The organism is Streptomyces sp. CG4 (assembly GCF_041080655.1).
Taxonomy (GTDB): Bacteria; Actinomycetota; Actinomycetes; order Streptomycetales; family Streptomycetaceae; genus Streptomyces.
Genome location: NZ_CP163525.1, coordinates 3,807,595 through 3,829,714 on the forward strand (window position 1 = coordinate 3,807,595; position 22,120 = coordinate 3,829,714).

The window sequence follows — 22,120 nt, forward strand, 5'->3', positions numbered from 1 at the left end:
CGGAGAGTGCCCTCGGCACTCGTTAGGCTCATTGGCGTGCCCGCGAACAACGACGGTCCCGAGGCGGCCGGTCTCCCCAGCAGCAAGTCCGAGCAGACCCGTGCGCTGATCCTCCAGACCGCGATGCGGTTGTTCCAGGAGCGCGGGTACGACAAGACCACCATGCGGGCCATCGCCAAGGAGGCCGGCGTCTCCGTCGGCAACGCCTACTACTACTTCGCGGGCAAGGAACACCTGATCCAGGGCTTCTACGACCGGATCGCCGCCGAGCAGCAGGCGGCCGTCCGCGAGGTCCTGGACCGGGAGACCGACCTGGAGGCGCGGCTCGCGGGCGTGCTGACCGGCTGGCTCGACATCGCCCGCCCCTATCACGAGTTCGCCGTGCAGTTCTTCAAGAACGCCGCCGACCCCGACAGCCCGCTCAGCCCCTTCTCGCCGGAGAGCGAGCACGCCCGCGAGCAGGCCATCGCCATCCACCGGGAGGTGCTGGCCGGCTCCAGGTCCAAGGTCGCGCCCGAACTGCGGGACGTCCTCCCGGAGTTGATGTGGCTCGCCCAGATGGGACTGGTCCTGTACTGGATCTTCGACCGCACGGAGGGCCGCGAACGCAGCTACCGCCTGGCCCGGCGCGGCGCCCGGCTGACCGCCCGCGGAGTGGCGCTCGCCCGCTTCCGCGTCCTGCGCCCCCTGGTCCTGGAGATCCACGAACTGTTCACGGACTTCCTGCCCGGCATGACGAAGGCACTGCCGGATCCACGGACCAGGGGGACCGGGGAGACCAGGGGGACCAAGGGGCGCGAGCAGGAAGACGGCTGATCAGATCCACTGCAGACGCCACAGGCGGAAGACGCCCGTGCCGTCGTCCAGGTACTGGCTGCCGCCCACGTCCTCGGTGCTGACCACGTACTCCTTGCGCTGCCACAGCGGGACCAGCGGGACGTCCTGGGCGACGTCCCGCTGGATGTCCCTGAAGTCGTTCGCGGCCCGGCTGCGGTCGGCGTACTGCTGGCTGTCCAGGATGAGATGGTCGACCAGCTTGTTGCTGTAGCCGGTGCTCATCGTGGAGCCGGAGCCGACGAGCGCGGCGCCGAAGGTGTCCGGGTCGGGATAGTCGGCCACCCAGCCGACCGCCCAGGCGTCCATCTTCCCGGCGGCCCAGCGCTTCTGGAAGTCGGTCCACTCGTACCCCTGGACGTCCACCTGGAACAGGCCGCCCGCCTCCAGCTGCTTCTTCAGCGCCGCCGCCTCCTCCTTGCCCGTGCCCCGGCCGATGCCGTAGCCGAAGGTGAAGCGCACCGGCAGGCTCACCCCGGCCTGGGTGAGCAGCGCGCGGGCCTTGCTGACGCTCTGCGTCGGATAGCTGTCGAAGAACGAGGTGGTGTGGCCGGTGATGCCGGTCGGGATCAGCGAGTACAGGGGGTCGACGGTGCCCTGGTAGACCTGCGCGGCCAGCTGCTCGCGGTTGACCAGCCAGGCCAGCGCGCGGCGCACCCGTACGTCGTGCAGCGGGGAGCCCGTGCGGGTGTTGAGGTACAGGTTGCGGGTCTCGGCGCTGTCGGACTCGGTGACGCGCTTGTTGGGGTCGCTCGGGTTCAGCGCGGAGAGCACGCCCGGCGACAGGGTCCGGGTCGCGACGTCGATCTCCTTGCCCTTCCAGGCGCCGTCGAGCTTCTCGGAGTCGGTGTAGTAGCGCAGCTCGATCGGGCGGCCGATGCCGCCGAGGTAGCCCTTGTAGCGCTTGTTCGGGGCGAGTTCGGCCCGCTGGTCCTTGGTGTACGACGTCAGCGTGTACGGGCCGGTGCCGTCGGCACCGGTGCCGGTGCGCAGGGAGTCCGCCGGATACGCGTCCTTGTCCACGATCGACCCGGCGCCGGTGGCGACCTTCAGCGGCCAGGTGGCGTCCGCCGAGCCGAGATGGAAGGTGACCGTGGTGGCGTTGTCGGCGGTCACCGAGGTGAGCGTGGCGAACAGCGACGCCGGGCCGACATCGGAGTTGATCCTCTTGACCCGGTCGAAGGAGTACTTCACGTCCTCGGCGGTCATCTGCCGGCCGCTCGGGAAGGTGATCCCGGGGCGCAGGGTGCACCGGTACGTCCGCAGGCCCGCGCCCTGGAAGTCGCAGCTCTGCGCCGCGTCCGGGACCGGAGCGACACCGCCCGGCTCGAACGTCAGCAGCGACTGGAAGACATTGCTGAACAACGCCCAGGAACCGGCGTCGTAGGCACCGGCCGGGTCGAGGTCCGTGACGGCGTCCGTCGTACCGACCGTGATCGTCTTGTTCTTGTTCTCCTGCGACGGCAGCAGTTGCCAGCCGCCGATTCCCACGACCGCGAGTGCGAGCAGCGTCACGAGAATGCGCATGCGAACAGATCGCATGGTGGTGCCCTCCCCAGGCCCTTCACAAGGCCCTACCCCTGGCCAGCACGATTTCGCCACTCCCCTAGTGGCGCGGCTCACCTAATCACACCTGTTTCAGCCGGGGGAAGGGCTTTCTGAACCAGTTGTGCAAGAACTTACCGAGGCGCTGTTCCGGCCGGTTCCACAGCGCCTTCACAGGTGTGGGAGCGGTTCCCCGCTCGGGGTGGGAGAGGTTCGCGCCGCTATGACATCCGGCGCAGTGCGCGCAGTCCGCGCAACCCGATGACCCCGATGACCGTCCCCAATACGAAGGAAACGACCGCCAGCAGCAGGTGGACCCAGAAGTACGCGGTCGGGTGACCGTGGTCGAAGGCGAGCCCGCTGCTGTCCTTGACGAGGTTCTTGACGAAAGTGACCCAGATGACCCAGCTCCACACCCCGAAGGCGAGCAGGAACCAGGAGACGGGGCGGCTGAGCTTCATGAGGCCAGTATCGCTGGCCTCTGTCCGGTTCCGTGTCGGGGGTGGGGTCGGAAGCGGGACTTCACGGTCCGCGCCGGGTACGTTCTCGTCCGTGCCCGCTCCGAAGCAGACCGGCCGTCGATCCCTGCTGGTCACCTCCGCCACCCTGCTGTCCCTGTCCGTCGGTACGCCCGTCGCGCTCGCCGCCCCGACCCCCTCGACGAGTGCCACGGCCACTCCCCCGGCCCGTATGTCGACGGTGGGCGGCGAACGGCTCGGTCAGCCCGGCACCCAGGTCAATGCCGCTCCGGGCGTGCCCGACCTGCCCAAGGACATCACCGCCCGCTCCTGGATCGTCACCGACGCCGAGTCCGGCGACGTGCTCGCCGCGCACAACGCGCACTGGCAGCTGCCGCCGGCCAGCACGCTGAAGATGCTGTTCGCGGACACCCTGCTGCCCCGGTTCCCGAAGACCATGCAGCACAAGGTGGCGCCGTCCGACCTCGCGGGCATGGGCGAGGGCTCCAGCGTGGTCGGGATAAAGGAGGGCCTGACCTACAACGTCCACGACCTGTGGCTCGGTGTCTTCCTCCGCTCCGGCAACGACGCCGTGCACGTGCTGTCCGCGATGAACGACGGGGTCGCGCAGACCGTCAAGGACATGCAGGACCACGCCGACGAGCTGCAGGCCCGGGACACCCACGTGATCTCGCCCGACGGCTACGACGAGCCGGGTCAGCTGTCGTCGGCGTACGACCTGACGCTGATCGCCCGCTCCGGGCTGCAGAAGAAGGACTTCCGCGACTACTGCTCGACCGTGAGCGCCAGGTTCGGGGACCACGAGATCCGCAACACCAACCGGCTGCTGAGCGGCGACCCCGACGTGCCCGTGTACCAGGGCATCGCGGGGGTGAAGAACGGCAACACCACCAACGCGGGCGCCACGTTCACCGGGGTCGCCGAGCGGAACGGCAGGGTGCTGCTGGTCACGGTGATGAACCCGGCGAAGCACGAGCACAACGAGGTCTACAAGGAGACGGCCAAGCTGTTCGACTGGGGCTTCCAGGCGGCCGGCAAGGTCAACCCGGTGGGTGAGCTGGTGCCGCCGAAGAGCGCCCTGCCGAGCCCCGGCGCCTCGGCCGGGCAGTCCGCGCGGAACCACGGGTCCGGGTCCAGGCCGGTGGCCGGCGACACCACCGGCTCCGGCGGCGTCGGCACCGCCGCGGCCATCGCGGGCGGGGTGCTGGTCCTGCTCGCGGGCGCGGCGTTCCTGATCAATCGCCGGTGGCCGCTGCCGGACCTGATGCGCCGTCGGCCGCGTCCCTGAGGCCGTTCCCGCCGTTCTGCGTCGCCGTCCATGCGGCGCAGAACAGGACCAGTTTCGCGGTGAAGTTGATCCACAGCAGCAGGGCGACGGGGACGCCGAACGCGCCGTACATGCTCTTCGCGGCGACCCCCTGGATATAGCCGCTGAGCAGCAGCTTGAGCAGTTCGAAGCCGACCGCCCCGAGCAGTGCGGCCACCACCAGGCGGCGACGCGGCGGCTCGACGCCGGGCAGCAGGGTCAGGACGTAGACCAGCACCAGGAAGTCGGCGAGCACGGCGACGGCGAACGCGGCGATCCGCAGCAGCACACTGCCCCAGCCGTACGCGGCCAGGCCGAGATGGCGGGAGACGACGCCGACGGCGGCCGAGGCGAACGTGGACGCGGCGAGCGTGACGAGCAGCGCCCCGCCGAGGCCGAGCAGGATGCCGGCGTCCTTGGCCTTGGCCACCACCGGGTTCTGCTGCCGGTCCGGCAGCTGCCACACCGCGCGCAGACAGTCCCGCATCTGACCGACCCAGCCGATGCCGGTGAACAGCAGCACGGCGCCCGCGATGACACCGACGGTGCCGGCGTTGTGGACGAGCGAGGTGAGGTCCAGCTGGTCGGAGACGACGCCGGGGAACTGCTCGGAGATCTTGAGCTCGACCGTCTTCTGCCGGTCCGCGCTGAGCGTGGCGGCGCTGACCGCGGCGACCAGGGTCAGCAGCGGGAACAGCGACACGAAGCTGATGAACGTCATGGCCGCGGCCAGCCGCGTCCACTTCACCCGGTCCAGCCGCTCGTAGGCGTGCCACGCATGCGTCTCCATCAGCCGGACGACGAGCGGCCCGATGCCGGGGAGTCTCTTCAGCCAGTCCATGATCCGTTCCTGCCCCTGACGGCACACTCGTAAGACATCCCACTAATCACCCATTGTGTGGAGCGGGCGAATGTTCAGTAACTAACCACTCATATCAGGGCGATACGGTCACCGTCATGCCTGCATCCTCAGCCGCCCTCCGGCTTCCCCAGTCGCTGCTCGTCCTCGGCGGCACGTCCGAGATCGCGCTGGCCACCGCTCGCCGGCTGATCGCTCGCGGCGCGCGCACGGTGTGGCTGGCGGGCCGCCCCTCGCCGGCCCTGGACCAGGCCGCCGAGCAGCTGCGCACCCTCGGTGCGGACACCCGCACCGTCGCCTTCGACGCCCTCGACCCCGAGTCCCACGAGAGTGTCCTCGGCAAGGTCTTCGCCGAGGGCGACATCGACCTGGTGCTGCTCGCCTTCGGCATCCTCGGCGACCAGGCCCACGACGAGCGCGACCCGGTACGCGCCGTCCGGGTCGCCCAGACCAACTACACCGGCGCCGTCAGCGCGGGCCTGGTCGCCGCCCGCGCCCTGCAGACCCAGGGCCATGGCTCGCTCGTGGTGCTGTCCTCCGTCGCCGGCGAGCGGGCCCGCCGCGCCGACTTCATCTACGGCTCCAGCAAGGCCGGCCTGGACGCCTTCGCCCAGGGCCTCGGCGACGCCCTCCACGGCACCGGCGTGCACGTCATGGTCGTACGCCCCGGACACGTCCGTACCACGGGGATGGCCGGCCGGGACCGCATCCCCCTCGCCACCACCCCGGAGGCCGTCGCCACGGCCATCGAGCTGGGCCTGCGCCGCCGTTGTGAAGCGGTGTGGGTACCGGGCGCGCTGCGCGTGGTGATGTCGGCGTTGCGGCACATCCCGCGGGCGCTGTTCCGCAGGCTGCCGCTGTAGGGGGCTACAGGCTCGCGATCGTCCCGCGTTCGATGTCCGCGTGGCCCGGCTGAGGCGGTACCACCGACACTCCGAACGTGTACTCCCGCAGCTTGCGCCAGATCAGGTCGGTGCCCTGTTCGTAGAGCGCGAAGCCGGTGCACGGCCACTGTGCGTCGAAGCCGGCGAGCTCCGCGAAGGCGCGGTCCATCGCCGCCTCGTCGATGCCGTGCGCGACCGTGACATGCGGGTGGTACGGGAACTGCAGCTCGCGCGCCAGCGGCCCGGACGCGTCCCGCACCCGCTGCTGCAGCCAGGTGCAGTCCTCGGCGCCCTGGACGACACGGACGTAGACCACCGGGGACAGCGGACGGAACGTGCCGGTGCCCGACAGCCGCATCGGGAACGGCCGGCCGGCCCCGGCGACCTCGGTGAGATACGCCTCGACGGCCGGCAGCTCCGGCTCCTCGATCTCGGTCGGCGGCAGCAGCGTGACATGCGTGGGGATGCCGTGAGCCGCGGGGTCGCCGAAGCCCGCGCGCCGCTCCTGGAGCAGGCTGCCGTGAGGCTCCGGGACCGCGATCGACACGCCGATCGTTACGGTCCCCACGTCGTCTCCTGTCGTCGCGTCTGTGGTCTTCTCGGCCGTCTCACCGGGCCGTCGGCTATCGACTGTACGGCTATGGATGTCCTGTGGGCAGGCGCAGCGGAAGTGATGTGCAGCGCTCCGCCCACTCGGACGTGTGTACGGTCGTGCGCCGCAGCGCCGGTGTGTGCGTCTCAGTGCTTCGCCGGCAGGAAACCGACCCGCTCATAGGCCTGCGCCAGCGTCTCCGCGGCGACCGCGCGCGCCTTCTCCGCGCCCTTGGCGAGGATCGAGTCGAGCGTCTCGGAGTCGTCCAGGTAGTGCTGGGTGCGCTCCCGGAACGGCGTCACGAACTCGACCATGACGTCGGCGAGGTCGGTCTTGAGGGCGCCGTACATCTTGCCCTCGTAGTCCTGCTCCAGCTCGGCGATCGACTTGCCGGTGAGCGTGGAGTAGATGGTGAGGAGGTTCGACACGCCCGGCTTGTTCTCCGCGTCGTAACGGATCACGGTGTCGGTGTCGGTGACGGCGCTCTTGACCTTCTTGGCGGTGGTCTTCGGCTCGTCGAGCAGGTTGACCAGGCCCTTCGGCGTGGACGCCGACTTGCTCATCTTGATCGACGGGTCCTGCAGGTCGTAGATCTTCGCCGTCTCCTTCAGGATGTACGGCGACGGGATCGTGAACGTCTGGCCGAAGCGGCCGTTGAAGCGCTCGGCCAGGTCGCGGGTCAGCTCGATGTGCTGGCGCTGGTCCTCGCCGACCGGCACCTCGTTCGCCTGGTACAGCAGGATGTCGGCGACCTGCAGGATCGGATACGTGAACAGGCCGACGGAGGCCCGGTCGGCGCCCTGCTTGGCGGACTTGTCCTTGAACTGGGTCATGCGGCTCGCCTCGCCGAAGCCGGTCAGGCAGTTCATGATCCAGGCGAGCTGGGCGTGCTCGGAGACATGGCTCTGGACGAAGAGCGTGCAGCGGTCCGGGTCCAGACCGGCGGCCAGCAGCTGGGCCGCGGCGAGCCGGGTGTTGGCCCGCAGCTCCTTCGGGTCCTGCGGGACCGTGATCGCGTGCAGGTCGACGACCATGTAGAACGCGTCGTGGGACTCCTGCAGGGCCACCCACTGGCGGACGGCGCCGAGATAGTTGCCGAGGTGGAACGAGCCGGCGGTGGGCTGGATGCCGGACAGCACGCGGGGTTGGTCAGCGGTGGCCATGTTGCCCATTCTCTCAGAGGCTCGGGGTGGGATTGGCCCGTGAGGTGGGGGGTGGCTCGGGGGCGTGGGGGCTGCGGACCGTGGTGGGCTGGTCGCGCCCCGCGGCGGAGCCGCACATTGATGCGGCCCCGCGCCCCTGGGTCGGCTGCCCCGCAGGGCGTCTATCAGCCCAGGTCGATCTCCGGGTAGAGCGGGAAGCCTGCCACCAGGTCCGTCGCCCTGTGGGAGATCTCGTCCGCGATCTTCTCGTCCAGTACGTGGGCGGCCTTGCTCGGGGCGCCCGACTTGGTGGTGCCCGGCTCGGTGGTGGTCAGGACGCGGTCGATGAGGCCCGCCACCTCGTCCATCTCCGCCGTGCCCAGGCCACGGGTGGTCAGGGCCGGGGTGCCGATGCGGATGCCGGAGGTGTACCAGGCGCCGTTGGGGTCGGCCGGGATGGCGTTGCGGTTGGTGACGATGCCGGAGTCCAGCAGGGCGGCCTCGGCCTGCCGGCCGGTGAGGCCGTAGGAGGTCGCGACGTCGATCAGGCTGAGGTGGTTGTCCGTGCCGCCGGTCACCAGCGTGGCGCCGCGCCGCATGAGGCCTTCGGCGAGGGCGCGGGAGTTGTCGACGATGCGCTGGGCGTAGTCCTGGAAGGCGGGCTGCCGGGCCTCGGCCAGGGCGACGGCCTTGGCGGCCATGATGTGCGGCAGCGGGCCGCCGAGGACCATCGGGCAGCCGCGGTCGACCTGGTCCTTGAGGGAGTCGTCGCACAGCACCATGCCGCCGCGCGGGCCGCGCAGCGACTTGTGCGTGGTGGTGGTGACGATCTGGGCGTGCGGGACCGGGTCGAAGTCGCCGGTGCAGACCCTGCCGGCGACCAGGCCCGCGAAGTGGGCCATGTCGACCATCAGGGTCGCGCCGACCTCGTCGGCGATCTCGCGCATGATCCGGAAGTTCACCAGCCGCGGGTAGGCCGAGTAGCCGGCGATGATGATCAGCGGCTTGAACTCGCGGGCCTGGGCGCGCAGCGCGTCGTAGTCGACGAGGCCGGTGGCCGGGTCGGTGCCGTAGGAGCGCTGATCGAACATCTTGCCGGAGATGTTCGGGCGGAAACCGTGGGTGAGGTGGCCGCCGGCGTCCAGGGACATGCCGAGCATGCGCTGGTTGCCGAAGGCCTGGCGCAGCTCGGCCCAGTCGGCCTCGGAGAGGTCGTTGACCTGGCGGGCGCCGGCCTTCTCCAGGAAGGGGGCCTCGACCCGGTCGGCGAGGACGGCCCAGAAGGCGACGAGGTTGGCGTCGATGCCGGAGTGCGGCTGGACGTAGGCGTGGCGGGCGCCGAAGAGCTCGCGCGCGTGCTCGGCGGCCAGCGTCTCCACGGTGTCGACGTTGCGGCAGCCGGCGTAGAAGCGGCGGCCGATGGTGCCCTCGGCGTACTTGTCGCTGAACCAGTTGCCCATCGCCAGCAGGGTCGCCGGGGAGGCGTAGTTCTCGGAGGCGATCAGCTTGAGCATCTCGCGCTGGTCGGCGACCTCCTGACCGATGGCGTCGGCGATGCGCGGTTCGACGGTGCGGATGACGTCGAGGGCGGCGCGGAAGGCGGTGGACTCGGTGGAGAGGGATTGCTGCTCTGGCATGAGGACCTCCGGACGGCGTGCGTACAGCGTTCACGTTGCGTACTGCGTTCACGTTCGGCCCAGGCGCACGGCACACATCACACTAGGGCCGCTCCCCGATGGTCCGTCCCATCCTGGGCTCTGCCGTCACGGCAGAGCCCCGCGCGCCAGTCACGGCCCGCTGGTCAGCCTACCGGGCGTGCCCGGCGTGGCAGGCCCTCGTCCACCATGCGAGCGAGGATAGGAAGGAGCCCACCGTCGTGTTCCCGCCGGATCCGGGAGAGGCCATGACCGCTGCTGAAGACCTCGTCGCCGCCGCCGAGGCGCACTGCGCGCCCACCTACCGCCCGCTGCCGGTCGTCGTGGCCACGGCCGAGGGGGCGTGGATGACCGATGTGGAGGGGCGGCGGTATCTGGATCTGCTGGCCGGTTACTCGGCGCTGAACTTCGGGCACGGCAACCGGCGGCTGATCGAGGCGGCGAAGGCGCAGCTGGAGCGGGTGACGCTGACCTCCCGCGCCTTTCTGCACGACCGGTTCGCCGCGTTCTGCTCGGAGCTGGCCGAACTGTGCGGGATGGAGATGGTGCTGCCGATGAACACCGGCGCGGAGGCGGTGGAGAGCGCGGTGAAGACGGCCCGGAAGTGGGGGTACCGGGTGAAGGGGGTGCCCGCGGAGATGGCGAAGATCGTGGTCGCGGGCGGCAACTTCCACGGTCGTACGACGACGATCATCAGCTTCTCCACCGACCCGGAGGCGCGGGCGGACTTCGGGCCGTACACGCCGGGGTTCCAGATCGTGCCGTACGGGGATCTGACGGCGATGCGGGAGGCGCTGACGGAGAACACCGTCGCGGTGCTGCTGGAGCCGATCCAGGGCGAGAACGGGGTGATCGTGCCGCCGGCCGGCTACCTCCCGGCCGTCCGGGAGCTGACCCGGCAGCGGAACGTGCTCTTCGTCGCCGACGAGATCCAGTCGGGTCTCGGCCGGACCGGGCGGACCTTCGCGTGCGAGCACGAAGGGGTGGTCCCGGACATGTATGTGCTGGGCAAGGCGCTGGGCGGCGGGATCCTGCCGGTTTCGGCGGTGGTGTCGAGCGCGGCGGTGCTCGGCGTGTTCCGGCCGGGCGAGCACGGGTCGACGTTCGGCGGGAATCCGCTGGCCTGCGCGGTGGCGCTGGAGGTGATCGCGATGCTGCGGACGGGCGAGTTCCAGGCGCGGGCGGCCGAGCTGGGGGCGCGGCTGCACCGCGAGCTGGGCGGGCTGCTCGGCACCGGTCGGGTCACGGCGGTACGGGGGCGCGGGCTGTGGGCGGGTGTGGACATCAACCCGAGGCTCGGCACGGGGCGGCAGGTGTCGGAGAAGCTGATGGACCGGCGTGTGCTGGTGAAGGACAGCCACGGCTCCACCATCCGGATCGCTCCGCCGCTGGTCGTCTCCGAGGAGGACCTGGACTGGGGGCTGGCGCAGCTGCGGGCGGTGCTGGAGAGTTAGGGATCATCGTGTGTCCCGGGGGAGACGGAATGGCCATGAATGACGCGGTGCCACCCACGGTGCCCACCGCACCCGCGTCCACCGCGCGTCTGGTCGGCGCGGTCGTCTGCGGCGTGCTGGCGGCGCTCGAACTCGCCTGGATGGTCAAGGACTTCGGCGACGTCGGACTGCACGACACCGTGTGGACCTGGTCCGGGGGGATGCTCCCGGGACAGCACCACGGGCTGCTGGCGACCAACCACCTCGACGTGGTCCTCCTGGCCGTCTACGTCATCGCCTGTTGCACGGCGCGGAAGCCCGTGGGTCCCAGCACCCTGCTCATGGCCGCCCTGCTCACCCTCGCCTTCCGGACCCCCACGGTGTGGATCTTCAGCACGGACTGGGCCGACGGCGCGCCGGACCACACCCGGCTGCTGCTCACCGCCCTGGCGGGGGTCCTCGGGGCGATCGCTCTCCTCGTCATCGCGCTGACGGACCGCCGGCTCACGGGGAACGCAGCCACCGCCGCGCCGCCGCGGCTCGGCCCCGCCGTCACCGCGGGAGTCCTCCTGGCCGTCTACGCGCTCGTGTCCCTTGCCTGGCAGCTGTACTACATGCACGAGTACACCGCCGACCGGTACGGACCGGGGTCCTACTGGAACATGTTCATCGGCAAGGGCCCCCTCAACTCCCTGCTGGCGCCTCCGCCGTTCTGGACCGGCTGGGCGATCGCCGTACTGTGCGTGGTCAGCGCGGTCCTGGCGTTCATCAGGACCCCGCTGGCGAGAGCTTTGGGGATGGCTCTCGGCGCGACGCTGATCGTCATCGGCGCGGCGACCCTCACGCTGTTGGCCACGGCGCACGTGCCGTTCGCCTTCCACGGCGTGCCCACACGGATGATCCTGGAGCACGTCACCATACTCATGGAGATCGCCGTAGGCGTCGTGGTCCTCTGCCTGCTCGCGCCCGGCGACCGCCGCCCGGCCATGACCGGCCTGCCCGGCCTGCAGCCGCCCGCCCAGGCGTACGGCGGCTGGAACCCTCCGGCGCCGTAGCCCCCGGCGCCGTAGCCTCCGGAGGACCGCCCCCTCCGCCGGATGGATCACCCCATAGAGTCACTTCGTGCTCTTCGGAATGATGTGCGCCCTCGGCGCGGCGGTCTGTTTCGGTACGGCGACGGTGTTGCAGGCGATGGCCGCGCGCACCGCGGGCGACGACGGAGGTGGTGGCGGGGACGCCGCGCTGCTGCTGCGGGCGCTGCGGCAGTGGCGGTACATCGCCGGGCTGGCGCTGGACGGGGTCGGGTTCCTGTTGCAGATCGCGGCGCTGCGGTCGGTGCCGATCTACGCGGTGGGCGCGGCGCTGGCGGCGAGCCTTGCGGTGACGGCGCTGGTGGCGGCGCGGCTGCTGCGGGTACGGCTGAGCGGGATCGAGTGGGCCGCCGTGGGGGTGGTGTGCGCGGGGCTGGCGATGCTCGGGCTGGCCTCCGGCACGGAGGGTGACCGGAGCGCTCCGGGCTGGCTGAAGTACGCGCTGGTCGCGGCGGCGGCGGGCGTACTGCTGCTCGGCGGAGTCGGCGGCCGCCTGCGCGGGCGCACCCGCGCGTTGCTCCTGGGGCTCGGGGCCGGGTGCGGGTTCGGCGTGGTCGAGGTCGCGGTCCGCCTCATCGACTCTCTGCACCCGGCCGACCTGCTGACCAACCCGGCGACGTATGCGCTGCTGCTCGGCGGCGGCGCCGCGTTCGTGCTGCTCACCTCGGCGCTCCAGCGGGGGTCGGTCACGACCGCCACGGCCGGCCTCGTCATCGGCGAGACGATCGGCCCCGCGGCGGTGGGGGTGGTGTGGCTCGGGGACCGTACCCGCGAGGGCCTGACCTGGCTCGCGGCGCTGGGGTTCGCCGTGGCGGTGGCGGGGGCGCTGCTGCTCGCGCGGTTCGGGGAGGCGCCGGTGGCGGAAGAAGGCTGAGGCCGCCTCCTCGAACCGGCCACTCGGTGGGTGCCCAGGACGACACCTGGACACCCACCTCTGCACCGTCACTCCCGGTCCGCCACGATCATGCCGACGCATTCGTCGAGCGCCGCATGCAAGGGCGGTACGAGGGCGGCGAGTTCGAGGTCCGACGCCTCCCCCGCCTCCAGTACGGCACCGACGACTGCCACCAGGACGGCGGCGGTCTCCAGGGCCTGCGCGTCGGCCGGCGCCTCAAGGGGACCGCCGGGGCGCGCGACCACGAGTGCCTCCTTGCCGGTGGCCGGGTCTACACCGATGCTGCGGAAACGCGGCATCCTCATGCGGCGGCCTCATGCGGCGCGTAGTCCTGGCCCAGGGGCGCGAGCACCGCCGCCCGACGCCGCTTCCGCTGAAGGCGCCGCCGGTCACGTTCGTCACGCTCGCGTTCCCAGACGGCGAGGTACGGCCGGACCAGGGGCAGACCGTCGGCGGCGATGACGTCCGCCGGGTACGGCCTCGGCCGAAGCGCAGGTGCGAGGCAGCGTGCGGGAACGGCCTGAGGGGCGGCGAGGGGCGGCGGCGTGTCGGCACGGTGCGCTCCGTGGGGAGGCAGGAGAAGGCTCAGGAACGCGGCCAGTAGTCTGCGGACCAGCGCAACGGCCCCTACACCTTCGCCACGCTGTTCCTCTCCCCCTCCTACCTCACCGCTGGCTGACGCAGCAGAGCCCCCGCCCGCTCCTCGCACCCCGAGCAGCGCCCTCAGGGCAACACCCTGCACAGCGCGTCCAACGCCCCCGCCCAAGCGCTGTCCGGTGGTGTCGCATAGCCCACGACCAGGGCGTCCAGGGGCTCGGTGGCAGCGGTCTCGTGGCGGTGGGCGGAGAGGCCCTGCAGGGCCAGGCCCTGCCAGGCGGCGGCCTGGATCACGGACTGTTCCAGGCCGGCCGGGAGGCGGAGCAGCGCGTGCAGGCCGGCGGCGATCCCGGTGACCGTGACCTCGGGGGCGCGGGCGGTCACGGCGGCGGCGAGGGCGTCGCGGCGGCGCCGGTAGCGCAGCCGGGCCGAGCGGACGTGGCGGTCGTACGCGCCGGAGGTGAGGAACTCGGCCAGGGTGAGCTGTTCGAGGACGCTCACCGTGTCGCTGCTGCCCTTGGCCGCCGCGGCCTCCGACGCCAGGGCCGGGGGCAGCACCATCCAGCCCAGCCGCAGCCCGGGCGCCAGGGACTTGCTCGCGGTGCCGAAGTAGAGCACGCGGTCGGGGTCGAGGCCCTGGAGGGCGCCGACGGGCTGGCGGTCGTAGCGGAACTCGCCGTCGTAGTCGTCCTCCAGGACCAGTCCGCCGGTGCGCCGGGCCCAGTCCACGACCGCGGCCCGCCGGTCGGGGTGCAGGGGTGTGCCCATGGGGAACTGGTGGGCGGGGGTCAGCAGGACGGCGCCGGCGTCGCCCGGCTCCCGGGTGTCGGTGCCGAGTTCGTCGTAGGGCAGCGCGGGGGTGGCGAGGCCTGCCTGCTGGAGCAGGCCCCGGTAGGCGTCGAGGCCGTACGACTCGACCGCCACCGTGCGCACCCCGCGCGCCGCGAGCACCGTGCCGGTGATGCGCAGGGCGTGCGCGAAGCCGGAGGTGATCAGGATGGTCTCCGGGTCGGTCCGGACGCCGCGCACGCGGGCGAGGTAGCCGGCGAGGGCGGTGCGCAGTTCCGGGCGGCCGCGCGGGTCGCCGTAGCCGAGGGCGTGGTACGGGGCGGTGGTCAGCGCGCGGCGGGCCGCCTTGAGCCACTCGGCGCGCGGGAAGGCGGCCAGGTCGGGACTGCCGGGCAGGAGGCTGTACGTCGGCCGGGCCGGTTGCCCCTGGCGGGGTGCGGCTCCCGCGCCGGGCGGCGTGGCGGTGGACGGCGGCGGCACGGCGGCCCGTTCCGCCACCCGGGTCCCGGAGCCCTGGCGGGCGGTGAGCCAGCCCTCCGCCACCAGGTCCGCGTAGGCCTCGGCGACGGTGTTGCGGGCGATGCCGAGGTCGGCGGCGAGGGCGCGGGAGGAGGGCAGCCGGGTGCCGGGGGCCAGCCGGGCGCTGCGGACGGCGTCCCGCAGCGCGTCGGTCAGGCCCCGGCGCAGCCCGCCCGCGCCGGTCGGTTCGAGGTGCAGGTCGATGCCGAAAGTGGCCCAGGATTCCACCATGGAAATGGACCATACCCCTGGGCTGCCCGGCTCCTAGGGTCGAAGCCATGAGCGTTGAAGAAACCGTTGAGTACGCCCCCGAGCACACCCCCCGCATGCACTGGGCCCAGCTGGCGCCCGACGTCTACAAGGCGATGATCCGGCTCGACGCGGCGGCCAGGCAGGGCCTGGACCCCGCGCTGTACGAGCTGGTGAAGATCCGCGCCTCGCAGCTCAACCGCTGCGCGCTCTGCCTCGACATGCACACCAAGGACGCGCTGGCGGCGGGCGAGACCGTCCAGCGGATCGTGCAGCTCAGCGCCTGGGAGGAGTCGAAGCACTTCTACACCGCGAAGGAGCTGGCGGCGATCGAGCTGACCGAGGCGATCACCGTCCTGACTGGGGGCACCTCCCAGGCTTTCGGCTCTGGGGGAGGCTTCGTGCCGGACGAGGTGTACGAGAGGGCGGCCGAGCACTTCGAGGAGGCCGAGCTGGCCCAGCTGATCGCCGGGATCACGGTGATCAACGCGTGGAACCGGTTCGGGGTGACCACCCGCGCGATGCCCGGCCACTACCAGCCGGGACAGTACAAGTGAGCCGTACGCGGATACTGGACCGCGAGGTCGCGGGGGCGATGTCCGCGCTGAGCGCGGCCGCGAAGAAGGGGCTCGGTGATCCGGTCCTCGCCGAGCTGGTGATGATCCGCGCCTCGCAGCTCAACCACTGCGCGTTCTGCCTCGACATGCACCTCCAACTGGCCCGTAAGCACGGGGAGTCGGAGGATCGCGTGCAGATGCTCAACGCCTGGGAGGAGACCGAGGACCTCTACAGCGAGCGGGAGCGGGCCGCGCTGGCACTGACCGAGGCGGTCACCCTGCTGACCGACGGCGTGCCGGACGAGGTGTACGAGCGGGCCGCGCGACACTTCACCGAGGCCGAACTCGCCCATCTCATCGGCCTGATCGCCGTCATCAACGGCTGGAACCGCCTGATGGTCAGCCGTCGAGTCCCGCCAGGGGGTTACCGGCCGTGAGCAAGGTCGAGGAGTTCCGCGCACTGCATCTGGGGCGCGCCCAGGACGATCCGCTGGTCCTGCCCGGCCCCTGGGACGCGGCCGGCGCCCGGGTGTTCGTCGAGGCCGGGTTCCCGGCGCTGGCCACGCCGAGCGCAGGGGTGGCCGCGTCGCTCGGGTACGAGGACGGGTCGACCCCGGCCGATGAGATGTTCGCGGCGGTCGCGCGGATCACCCGGTCCGTGGACGTGCCGGTGTCGGCGGACATAGAGCGCGGGTACGGACTCGCGCCGAAGGAGATCGTGGAGCGGCTGCTGGAGGCCGGGGCCGTCGGCTGCAACCTGGAGGACTCGGCCGGGGGCGTGCTGAAGGACCCGCGCGAACAGGCGGAGTTCCTCGCCGAGTTCCGGGCGGCCGCCGGCGACCGGCTGTTCCTCAACGCCCGGGTCGATGTCTTCGTGCACGGCGACAAGGACCCCGAACGGGCCATCGAGCGGGCCGCGTTGTACGTGGCGGCGGGCGCGGACTGCGTCTATCCGATCTCCGCCCCGGCGGACGTGCTGCCGCTGCTGCGGGCCGGGATCGAGGGCCCGGTCAACATCAACGCCCGCCCGGACGGCGAGGGCCCCTCGCTCACCGCACTCGGCGAACTCGGGGCCACCCGCATCACGTTCGGGCCGGGACTCCAGCGGATGGCGACGGCCGCCCTGCGGGACATCGCCGACGCCCTGGCCCGATAGGGCCGTTCAGGACAGCCATCGCTTCCATACGTCGGGGTGGCTGTCCACCCACTTCTTCGCCGCGTCCTGGGGCGACAGCTTCTCGTCGGCGATCATCAGGGAGACCTGGTTCTGGTCCTCGGTCGTCCACTGGAACTTCTTCAGGAAGGCCGCCGCCCTGCCGCCGGACTTCGCGAAGCCGGCGTTGAGGTACTTCTGCAGCGGGGTGTGCGGGTAGGCGCAGGTGATCTTCGCCGGGTCCGCGTCGCAGCCGTCCTTGTACGGCGGCAGCTTCACCTCGGTCATGGGCACCTTCTTGAACAGCCACTGGGGTGAGTACCAGTAGGTCAGGAAGGGCTTCTGCTGCTTGGCGAACTGTTTCATCTGGGTGATCTGGGCGGCCTCGGAGCCGGCGAAGACGACCTGGTAGTTCAGCTTCAGGTTGTTCACCAGGGCCTTGTCGTTGGTGACGTACGACGGGGAGCCGTCCATCAGCTGGCCCTTGCCGCCGCTCTCCGCGGTGCGGAAGAGGTCGGCGTACTTGTTCAGGTTCTTCCAGTCGGTGATGTCCGGGTGCTGCTTGGCCAGGTAGGTGGGGACGAACCAGCCGATGTGGCCGGTGACCCCGAGGTCGCCGCCGTGGGCGATGGTCTTCTTGTCCTCGACGTACCGCTTCTCCTGGTCCGGGTGGCCCCAGTCCTCCAGGATCGCGTCGACGCGGCCCTGGCTGAGCGCGTCCCAGGCGGGCACCTCGTCGACCTGGACGGTGTCGACGCGGTAGCCCAGCTTGTGCTCCAGGAGGTACTGGGCGACGGCGACGTTGGACTGTGCGCCCACCCAGGACTGCACGGACAGGGTCACGGACTTCGTGCCCCGGGCGTTGGCGAAGGGCGACGCCTGCTTGGTCATGTCGGCGGCACCGCAGCCGGTCACCGTCAGCAACAGCAGCGAGCCCACCGCGAGTGTCGTACGTGCGCGCATGTCACGCTCCCTTCTTCGCGCGTCGCTCGGTCGGCTGGGTCACCCGGTCGAGCATCAGGCCCAGGCAGACGATCGCGGCACCGGCCACCAGACCGGTCGCCAGGTCGCCCTGGGCGAGGCCGAAGACCGCGCTGTAGCCGAGGGCGCCGCCGCCGACCAGGCCGCCGATGATGACGACGGCCAGGACCAGGACCACGCCCTGGTTGACGGCGAGCAGCAACGACCGTCGGGCGAGGGGCAGTTGGATCTGCCACAGCTGCTGGCGGCCGGTCGCGCCGAGCGAGCGCGCCGACTCCAGCGCGGCCGGGTCGACCTGGCGCAGGCCCTGCGCGGTGATCCGCACGACGGCCGGCAGGGCGTAGACGACGGCCGCGGCGACGGCGGGCGCGCGGCCCACACCGAACAGGGCGACGACCGGGATCAGGTACACGAACTGCGGCATGGTCTGGAACACGTCCAGGACCGGGCGCAGGGCGCGTTCGACGCGGTCGCTGCGGGCGGCGGCGATACCGGTCGCGAACCCGAGGACCAGGGTGACGGCGACGGCGGCCAGCACCTGGGAGAGCGTGTCGAGGGCCGGTTCCCACGCCCCGAGCACACCGATCGCGGCCATGGCGAGGACGGCGGTCAGGGCGGTGCCCCAGGTGCCGATCGACCAGGCCAGGGCGGCGACGATCAGCAGCAGCGCCCACCAGGGCAGCCACAGCAGTCCGGAGCGGACGGGGTCCAGCACCCAGGTGGTGAAGTGGCCCGCCCAGTCGGCCGTACCGCCGACGACCGGGACACCGGTGTACAGGTGGTTGGTCATCCAGTCGACGGCGTGGTCGACCGGTTCGGCGATGTCCAGGGTCCAGCCGGCCGGCCAGTCCAGACTGCCGAGGAGGCGGGTGGCCAGGGCGACGGCCGCGGTGACGGCGAGCGCGTACGGCCAGCCGATCGTCCTGGGCCGCGGCTCTGCGCCCGCTGAGGCCCCGGCGGCCGCGGTCACCCGGTCCAGCACGATGGCGAGCAGTACGATCGGGATGCCGGCGGCGAGGGCGGCGCCGACGTCGACGGAGGCGAGCGCCTGGTAGACGCGGTCGCCGAGGCCGCCGGCGCCGATGACCGAGGCGATGACGGCCATGGACAGCGCCATCATGATCGTCTGGTTGAGGCCGAGGAGGAGTTCGCCCCGGGCCAGCGGGATACGGGCGGTCAGCAGCCGCTGGCGGCGGGTCGCACCGAGCGACTCCACGGCCTCCAGGACCTCGGGGTCGGCGCCCCGCAGGCCGAGCGCGGTGAGGCGGGCCATCGGCGGGGCGGCGTACACGACGGTGGCGAGGACGGCCGCGGGGACGCCGATGCCGAAGACCAGGACGACGGGGAGGAGGTAGGCGAAGGCCGGGAGCACCTGCATGGTGTCCAGGACCGGGCGCAGGGCGCGGTCCAGGCGGTCGGAGAGACCGGCGGCGAGGCCGAGCAGCACACCGACGATCACGGAGGCGAGGACCGCCACCACCATCAGCGCGAGGGTCTGCATCGTCGGGACCCACATGCCCAGTGCGCCGCAGGCCAGGAAGGCGATCGCCGTGCCCGCGGCCAGCCGGGCACCGGCGACGCGCCAGGCGACGAGGGCGCCGAAGACCGTGACGCCGGTCCAGCCCGCGGCGAGCAGGGTGAGGTAGACGGCGCGTACGGAGAGGACGACCGCGTTGCTGATGTAGCCGAAGAAGTACAGGAACAGCGGGTGGCTGTCCCGGTTGTCGATGACCCAGTTGCTCGCCGAGGCGAGGGGCTTGGACAGGCTGACGGTCAGGTCGTGCGGCCAGGTGGCGCCGGGCCACTGCGTGGCGGCCCAGGGGGCCAGGACCGCGGCGACGAGGGCGAGCAGGAGGAGCTTGCCCGCGGCTCGGCTCTTGAGGATGCGGGGTTTGGCCGTGCCGGTGGAGGTCGGGACGGTGATCGTTGCCATCAGACGGCCTCCGGGCTGGTACGGGGACCGGGTACGCCGGCGACCACGCCGAGCAGGCGCTCGTGGTCGACCACGCCCAGGCACTTGCCGTTCTCCGTCACGCAGGCCGCGGTGCCCAGGCCCGCCACCGTCCTGATCGCGTCGGCCACCAGGGCGCCCGGGTCCAGCGCGCCCGGATGCTCGGATCCGCCGCAGTCGCCCGGCTTCATCGCCGTCCGGACCGTCATCACGTGTTCGCGCGGGACCTCGCGGACGAACTCGCGGACGTAGTCGTCGGCCGGGGAGCCGACGATCTCCTCCGGGGTGCCCAGCTGGACGACCTTGCCGTCGCGCATGAGGGCGATGCGGTCGCCGAGTTTCAGGGCCTCGCTGAGGTCGTGGGTGATGAAGACCATCGTGCGGCCCTCCTCGCGGTGCAGGCGGGCCACCTCGTCCTGCATGTCGCGCCGGATGAGCGGGTCGAGGGCGCTGAAGGGTTCGTCGAAGAGGAGCACCTCGGGGTCGACGGCCAGCGCCCGGGCCAGCCCGACACGCTGGCGCTGGCCGCCGGAGAGCTGGGCGGGCCGGCGGTGTTCCAAGCCCTCCAGGCCGACCAAGGCAGCGACCTCGGCGGCCCGCTCGCGCCGCTCGGCCTTGCCGACGCCCTGGATCTCCAGGCCGTAGGCCACGTTGTCGAGAACGGTGCGGTGCGGGAGCAGGCCGAAGTGCTGGAAGACCATGGCGGCGCGGTGCCGGCGCAGTTCGCGCAGCCGGGCCTTGTCCATCGCGCGGACGTCCTCGCCGTCGATGGCGATCGTGCCGGACGTCGGCTCGATCAGCCGGGTCAGACAGCGGACCAGGGTCGACTTGCCGGAGCCGGACAGGCCCATCACCACGAAGACCTCGCCCTTGCGGACGTCGAAGGAGACGTCCCGGACGGCCGCCGTGCAGCCCGTGCGGGCGCGCAGGTCGGCGGGGTCCAGTGCGCCGAGTTCCGGGTCGGTGGGTATCCGCTCCGGCTTGGGGCCGAAGACCTTCCACAGGCCGGAGACGGAGAAGACGGGGGACTCCATCGCCTTGCTCATCACGCATCACCACCGATCAGTTCGACGGCCTTCTCCCCGACCATGAGCACCCCGATCATCGGGTTCACGGCGGGCATGGTCGGGAAGACGGAGGCGTCGGCGATCCGGATGCCGTCGAGGCCGCGGATCTTCAACTCCGGGTCCACCACGGCGAGTGGGTCGTCTGCGGCGCCCATCTTGCAGGTACCGGCCGGGTGGTAGACGGTGTGCGCCACCTTGCGGGCGTACTCGCTCAGCTCGGCGTCGCCGAGGACCTCCGGGCCGGGGCAGACCTCGCGCTTGAGCCAGCTCGCGAGCGGCTCGGTCCTGGCGATCTCACGGGCGATGCGGATGCCGTCGACCAGGGTCCGGCCGTCGTAGTCGTCCTCGTCGGTGAAGTACCGGAAGTCGAGGGCGGGCTTCACGGACGGGTCGGCGCTGGTCAGGTACAGCCGGCCGCGGGACCTGGGCTTGGGGATGTTCGGGGTCATCGACACCCCGAACTCCGGCCGCTGGTAGCCGAGGCGCTCCGGGTTGTCCGTGAACGGGATCTGGTAGAAGTGGAACATCAGGTCCGGGCCCGCGTGCTCGGGGTCGCGGTGCACGAACAGACCCGCGTCGGAGTCCATCGCGGAGTTCTCCGGGATCGGGCCGTGGGTCTCCCAGACGATGACCGACTCGGGGTGGTCGAGCAGGTTCTCGCCGACGCCCGGCAGGTCGTGTACGACGGGAATGCCCAGCTCTTCGAGGTCTCCCCGGGGTCCGATGCCCGAGTGCATCAGCAGGCGCGGGGAGTCGACGGCGCCCGCGCACAGGACGACCTCGCTCCGGGCGCGGATCAGCAGTTCCTCGCCGTCCTTGGTGCGCACGTGGACGCCCTCGGCGCGGGTGCCGGTCAGCTCCAGCCGGTACGCCCAGGTCTCCAGGAGGACGGTCAGGTTGGGGCGCTCGTCCATCACCGGGTGCAGGTAGGCCACGGACGCGCTCGACCGCTTGTTGTTCTCCGGGTGGTAGGCGAGGTCGAAGAAGCCGACGCCCTCGGTGAACGGCTTCTTGTTGAAGCCCTCGACGCGGGGCACCCCGAGGGCCGCCTGGGCGGCGTCGACGAAGTCGCGGGCGATCGCGTTCCGGTCCTTCTCGTCGACGGAGACGATGTTGTTCTCCAGGCGGGCGAAGTAGGCCTCCATCGGGACGGCGCCCCAGCCCTCGGCGCCGGCCGCCTCCCACTCGTCCCAGTCGGACGGCAGCGGCTTGAAGGAGATCAGGGTGTTGTGCGAGGAGCAGCCGCCGAGGACCCGGGCGCGGCTGTGCCGGATGTGGGAGTTGCCGCGCGGCTGTTCCACGGTCGGGTAGTCGTAGTCGAGGTCGCCGCCGAGCAGGCCCATCCACCGGCGCAGGGTGAGCACGTCGTCGCGGCCGACATCGCTCGGGCCGCCCTCGATGACGGCGACGGTGACGTCCGGGTTCTCGGTGAGGCGGGAGGCGATGACGGAGCCGGCGGTGCCGCCGCCGATGACGACGTAGTCGTAGATGTGGGGGGTCTCGGGCATGGGGGTACTACTCCAGGGGGTGTGGAACGAAGTC

At 71.5% G+C, this 22,120-nt stretch carries 22 protein-coding genes; 10 read left to right on the top strand and 12 right to left on the bottom strand.

Annotation, left to right across the window (positions count from 1 at the left end; all coding sequences use genetic code 11):
- The first annotated feature begins 36 nt into the window (after nt 1–36).
- Entirely contained in the window at nt 37–816 is a 780-nt protein-coding gene (locus tag AB5L52_RS17205) for a TetR family transcriptional regulator (protein WP_369364871.1), read from the top strand.
- Here AB5L52_RS17205 and AB5L52_RS17210 read toward each other — a convergent pair whose 3' ends face one another.
- Both AB5L52_RS17210 and AB5L52_RS17215 read right to left on the bottom strand, forming a co-directional pair.
- Nucleotides 817–2,361, bottom strand: a complete 1,545-nt coding sequence (locus AB5L52_RS17210) for an ABC transporter substrate-binding protein (protein ID WP_351021408.1) — start codon at nt 2,359–2,361, stop codon at nt 817–819.
- A 239-nt stretch (nt 2,362–2,600) separates the two neighbouring features.
- On the bottom strand, nt 2,601–2,840 hold the full coding sequence (locus tag AB5L52_RS17215) for an SCO4848 family membrane protein (RefSeq protein ID WP_351021410.1): 240 nt from the start codon (nt 2,838–2,840) through the stop codon (nt 2,601–2,603).
- Nucleotides 2,841–2,931: 91 nt separating this feature from the next.
- Here AB5L52_RS17215 and AB5L52_RS17220 point away from each other — a divergent pair, with 91 nt between their 5' ends.
- Nucleotides 2,932–4,146, top strand: coding sequence for a D-alanyl-D-alanine carboxypeptidase (locus AB5L52_RS17220; protein WP_351021412.1), 1,215 nt, complete (start codon nt 2,932–2,934; stop codon nt 4,144–4,146).
- Here the strand turns inward: AB5L52_RS17220 and AB5L52_RS17225 are convergent.
- Nucleotides 4,094–5,005 (bottom strand): YihY/virulence factor BrkB family protein, encoded by a 912-nt coding sequence (locus tag AB5L52_RS17225; protein WP_369364874.1) that lies wholly within the window; start codon nt 5,003–5,005, stop codon nt 4,094–4,096. The two genes, AB5L52_RS17220 and AB5L52_RS17225, sit on opposite strands and share 53 nt — an antisense overlap.
- Before the next feature lie 116 nt (nt 5,006–5,121).
- Between AB5L52_RS17225 and AB5L52_RS17230 the strand changes: the two genes are divergently transcribed.
- Entirely contained in the window at nt 5,122–5,886 is a 765-nt protein-coding gene (locus AB5L52_RS17230) for a decaprenylphospho-beta-D-erythro-pentofuranosid-2-ulose 2-reductase (protein WP_369364876.1), read from the top strand.
- Between the two features lie 4 nt (nt 5,887–5,890).
- Here the strand turns inward: AB5L52_RS17230 and AB5L52_RS17235 are convergent, their stop codons facing one another.
- The 3 genes from AB5L52_RS17235 to AB5L52_RS17245 form a co-directional block, all read right to left on the bottom strand.
- Nucleotides 5,891–6,475, bottom strand: a complete 585-nt coding sequence (locus tag AB5L52_RS17235; protein WP_351021418.1) for a 2'-5' RNA ligase family protein — start codon at nt 6,473–6,475, stop codon at nt 5,891–5,893.
- 170 nt (nt 6,476–6,645) lie between these two features.
- The gene (gene trpS / locus AB5L52_RS17240; RefSeq protein WP_351021420.1) at nt 6,646–7,662 is read right to left on the bottom strand and encodes a tryptophan--tRNA ligase; all 1,017 of its coding nucleotides are present in this window, start codon (nt 7,660–7,662) and stop codon (nt 6,646–6,648) included.
- A 164-nt stretch (nt 7,663–7,826) separates the two neighbouring features.
- Entirely contained in the window at nt 7,827–9,278 is a 1,452-nt protein-coding gene (locus AB5L52_RS17245) for a glycine hydroxymethyltransferase (RefSeq protein WP_351021422.1), read from the bottom strand.
- Between the two features lie 266 nt (nt 9,279–9,544).
- Between AB5L52_RS17245 and rocD the strand changes: the two genes are divergently transcribed.
- The 3 genes from rocD to AB5L52_RS17260 all read left to right on the top strand — a co-directional run bounded on the left by rocD (nt 9,545) and on the right by AB5L52_RS17260 (nt 12,694).
- Nucleotides 9,545–10,750, top strand: coding sequence for an ornithine--oxo-acid transaminase (gene rocD, locus AB5L52_RS17250; protein ID WP_369364879.1), 1,206 nt, complete (start codon nt 9,545–9,547; stop codon nt 10,748–10,750).
- Between the two features lie 29 nt (nt 10,751–10,779).
- Entirely contained in the window at nt 10,780–11,784 is a 1,005-nt protein-coding gene (locus tag AB5L52_RS17255) for a hypothetical protein (RefSeq protein ID WP_369364880.1), read from the top strand.
- Between the two features lie 79 nt (nt 11,785–11,863).
- Nucleotides 11,864–12,694 (top strand): DMT family transporter, encoded by an 831-nt coding sequence (locus tag AB5L52_RS17260; RefSeq protein ID WP_351021664.1) that lies wholly within the window; start codon nt 11,864–11,866, stop codon nt 12,692–12,694.
- Between the two features lie 68 nt (nt 12,695–12,762).
- Here AB5L52_RS17260 and AB5L52_RS17265 read toward each other — a convergent pair whose 3' ends face one another.
- Nucleotides 12,763–13,020: a hypothetical protein gene (locus AB5L52_RS17265; protein ID WP_369364882.1), complete on the bottom strand. Its 258-nt coding sequence runs from the start codon at nt 13,018–13,020 to the stop codon at nt 12,763–12,765.
- 11 nt (nt 13,021–13,031) lie between these two features.
- Between AB5L52_RS17265 and AB5L52_RS17270 the strand changes: the two genes are divergently transcribed.
- Nucleotides 13,032–13,319 (top strand): hypothetical protein, encoded by a 288-nt coding sequence (locus AB5L52_RS17270; protein WP_369364884.1) that lies wholly within the window; start codon nt 13,032–13,034, stop codon nt 13,317–13,319.
- A gap of 119 nt (nt 13,320–13,438) precedes the next feature.
- Here the strand turns inward: AB5L52_RS17270 and AB5L52_RS17275 are convergent, their stop codons facing one another.
- A complete protein-coding gene (locus AB5L52_RS17275; RefSeq protein ID WP_369364886.1) occupies nt 13,439–14,851 on the bottom strand; it encodes a PLP-dependent aminotransferase family protein in 1,413 nt (470 codons plus the stop codon).
- Nucleotides 14,852–14,898: 47 nt separating this feature from the next.
- On the opposite strand from AB5L52_RS17275, the gene AB5L52_RS17280 reads away from it, so the two are divergent.
- The 3 genes from AB5L52_RS17280 to AB5L52_RS17290 are packed head-to-tail and all read left to right on the top strand — an operon-like array spanning nt 14,899 to nt 16,582.
- A complete protein-coding gene (locus tag AB5L52_RS17280; RefSeq protein ID WP_369364888.1) occupies nt 14,899–15,426 on the top strand; it encodes a carboxymuconolactone decarboxylase family protein in 528 nt (175 codons plus the stop codon).
- 38 nt (nt 15,427–15,464) lie between these two features.
- Nucleotides 15,465–15,863: a carboxymuconolactone decarboxylase family protein gene (locus AB5L52_RS17285; protein WP_369368909.1), complete on the top strand. Its 399-nt coding sequence runs from the start codon at nt 15,465–15,467 to the stop codon at nt 15,861–15,863.
- On the top strand, nt 15,860–16,582 hold the full coding sequence (locus AB5L52_RS17290) for an isocitrate lyase/phosphoenolpyruvate mutase family protein (RefSeq protein ID WP_351021435.1): 723 nt from the start codon (nt 15,860–15,862) through the stop codon (nt 16,580–16,582). Before AB5L52_RS17285 ends, AB5L52_RS17290 begins: the two co-directional genes overlap by 4 nt.
- A 6-nt stretch (nt 16,583–16,588) precedes the next feature.
- On the opposite strand, the gene AB5L52_RS17295 is transcribed toward AB5L52_RS17290, so the two are convergent.
- Genes AB5L52_RS17295 through AB5L52_RS17310 form a run of 4 tightly spaced genes read right to left on the bottom strand, consistent with a single transcriptional unit; the run spans nt 16,589 to nt 22,086 of the window.
- On the bottom strand, nt 16,589–17,542 hold the full coding sequence (locus AB5L52_RS17295; protein ID WP_351021437.1) for an ABC transporter substrate-binding protein: 954 nt from the start codon (nt 17,540–17,542) through the stop codon (nt 16,589–16,591).
- Between the two features lies 1 nt (nt 17,543).
- Complete coding sequence (locus AB5L52_RS17300) at nt 17,544–19,493, bottom strand: ABC transporter permease subunit (protein ID WP_351021439.1); 1,950 nt, start codon at nt 19,491–19,493, stop codon at nt 17,544–17,546.
- Nucleotides 19,493–20,557 (bottom strand): glycine betaine/L-proline ABC transporter ATP-binding protein, encoded by a 1,065-nt coding sequence (locus AB5L52_RS17305; RefSeq protein WP_351021441.1) that lies wholly within the window; start codon nt 20,555–20,557, stop codon nt 19,493–19,495. The genes AB5L52_RS17300 and AB5L52_RS17305 overlap by 1 nt, the downstream gene beginning before the upstream one ends.
- On the bottom strand, nt 20,557–22,086 hold the full coding sequence (locus tag AB5L52_RS17310) for a GMC oxidoreductase (protein WP_351021443.1): 1,530 nt from the start codon (nt 22,084–22,086) through the stop codon (nt 20,557–20,559). The genes AB5L52_RS17305 and AB5L52_RS17310 overlap by 1 nt, the downstream gene beginning before the upstream one ends.
- Between the last annotated feature and the right edge of the window lie 34 nt (nt 22,087–22,120).